This is a genomic window from Veillonella sp. CAG:933 (genome assembly GCF_000431435.1).
Taxonomy (GTDB): domain Bacteria; phylum Bacillota; class Negativicutes; order Veillonellales; family Veillonellaceae; genus Veillonella_A.
In genome coordinates, this window is record NZ_HF986207.1 from 1 (window position 1) to 2,533 (window position 2,533).

The window sequence follows — 2,533 nt, forward strand, 5'->3', positions numbered from 1 at the left end:
AGACAGCAAAGTCAGACAGCAAAGTCAGACAGGTAAGTAAGACAGCTAAGTCAGACAGCAGGGTGGTTCAAGGAGAACTAGCAAAAAAAATATTGTGATAATTATAAAAATGTAAGGAAAAATCAGGACACCTGTGGTTAAGACTGCAGGTGTCTTGACAAGTTGTAAGAGAATCAATAGCAAGCGAACCATAGCAAGAGAATCAACAGCAAGCGAACCACTGCAAGCGAATCACTGCAAGCGAACCACTGCGAGCGAATCACTGCGAGGTAAGCTGTAAGAGAATCAAAAGCAAGTGAACCACTGCAAGCGAATCACTGCGAGGTAAGCAGGGAAGGAAGAAAGCAGGGAAAGAAGGAAAATATACATGAAATTTGTAATCAAGCATGAGATTAAAGGCAGAATCCGTGCCCACGCTGTACAGTACAGAATGACATTTGAGCAGGCAGACCGGATGCAATATTATCTGGAATCCCAGGATATGATTACATCTGCAAAAGTACAGAACCGCACGGGAGACTTTACGATCTGTTACAAAGGCGACAGAGAGAAAGTAATCAAACTGCTTCAAACATTCCATTATGAGGAAGTTGACATTCCGGAAAATTATGTACAGAATTCCGGACGCGAACTGAATCAGGAATATTGGGATAAGTTAGTTGAAAGTGTAATCTATCATTATGGAAATAAATTATTTTTGCCATATTCGGTCAGAGCATGTATCACAGCAGTAAAATCTGTGAAATATCTTTGGATGGGTGTGCGTACACTGGCAAAAGGTAAGATTGAAGTTCCGGTATTGGATGCGACCGCAATCGGAGTATCTATGTTCCGCGGAGATATCGCAACTGCAGGATCCGTCATGTTCCTGCTTGGAATCGGCGAAATACTGGAAGAGTGGACACACAAGAAATCCGTTGGTGACCTGGCAAGAAGCATGTCACTGAATATCAGCAAAGTATGGCTTGTCAGCGACGGTCAGGAAGTATTAGTACCATTTTCAACTGTAAAGAGCGGTGATATGGTACGCATCCACATGGGAAATGTAATTCCATTTGACGGAACAGTTGTGGAAGGCGAGGCAATGGTCAACCAGGCGTCTTTGACTGGAGAGTCCGTGGCAGTACGCAAGATAGAAAATGGAGAAGTGTATGCCGGAACGGTTGTGGAAGAAGGCGAGCTTACTATACGTGTAAGAGAGGCAAATGGATCAAGTAAATTTGAGAAGATCGTGACGATGATCGAAGAATCCGAGAAACTTAAATCCGGACTGGAAAGCAAGGCAGAACATTTGGCGGATAAACTCGTTCCATACACATTGGCAGGAACAGGTCTTACCTATCTTCTTACAAGAAATGTAACAAAAGCACTGGCTGTATTGATGGTAGATTTTTCATGCGCACTGAAACTGGCCATGCCGATTGCCGTATTGTCTGCAATCCGTGAGGCAAGCAGCTACAACGTCACAGTCAAAGGCGGAAAATATCTGGAAGCAATGGCAGAAGCAGACACCATCGTATTTGACAAGACAGGAACACTGACAAAAGCACAGCCGACAGTTGTAGATGTCGTACCATTCTGCGATAAGACACCAGACGAATTGCTGAGAATCGGCGCCTGCCTGGAAGAACATTTTCCACACTCCATGGCAAAAGCAGTTGTAAATGCAGCACAGGACAAAGGGCTTATCCATGAAGAGTTCCACTCAAAAGTAGAGTACATCGTGGCACACGGCATTTCCTCAAAAATCAATGACCAAAAAGTCGTTGTTGGAAGCTATCATTTCGTATTCGAAGATGAAGAGAGCCAGATTCCAGAAGGAATGGAAGAAAAATTCCAGGAACTGCCATCCGAATGCTCACATTTGTACATGGCAATCGAAGGAAAACTGGCAGCAGTCATCTGCATCGAAGACCCGCTGAGAGAAGAAGCACCACAGATCATCAAAAATCTGAAGGCAGCAGGCATCAGCAAAGTAGTTATGATGACTGGGGACAGCGACCGTACCGCAAAAGCAATCGCCAAACGAGTAGGCGTGGACGTATATTACTCGGAAGTATTGCCGGAAGACAAGGCAAACTTCGTAGAGCAGGAAAAAGCCGCCGGACGAAAAGTCATCATGATCGGAGACGGAATCAACGATTCACCGGCACTATCCGCAGCAGACATCGGAATCGCAATCAGCGACGGCGCAGAGATCGCCCGCGAAATCGCAGACGTGACCATGAGCGGCGACGACTTGAGCGAGATCGTAACACTGAAGTTAATCAGTAATAAATTAATGAAACGAATCCACAAAAATTACCGCAACATCGTAGGATTCAACACCGCCCTCATCATACTCGGCGTCACCGGAATCCTCCAGCCAACCGTATCAGCACTACTTCATAACACATCAACCCTGTACATCAGCCTGAAAAGCATGGAGAACCTGCTGGAAGAAGAAACAGAAGCGAGAGAATAAGAAGCGAGGAATAAGAGAATCAAGAATGCCCCAGCATTCTTGATGCAAGATGTGCGTCATGCGTTGCAT

General features: G+C 45.2%; 1 protein-coding gene. It reads left to right on the forward strand.

Translation table 11 applies throughout. From position 1 onward, the window contains the following. Positions 1-367: 367 nt before the first annotated feature. Complete coding sequence (locus QZL64_RS07640; protein WP_021841414.1) at positions 368-2,464, forward strand: heavy metal translocating P-type ATPase; 2,097 nt, start codon at positions 368-370, stop codon at positions 2,462-2,464. Positions 2,465-2,533: the final 69 nt, after the last annotated feature.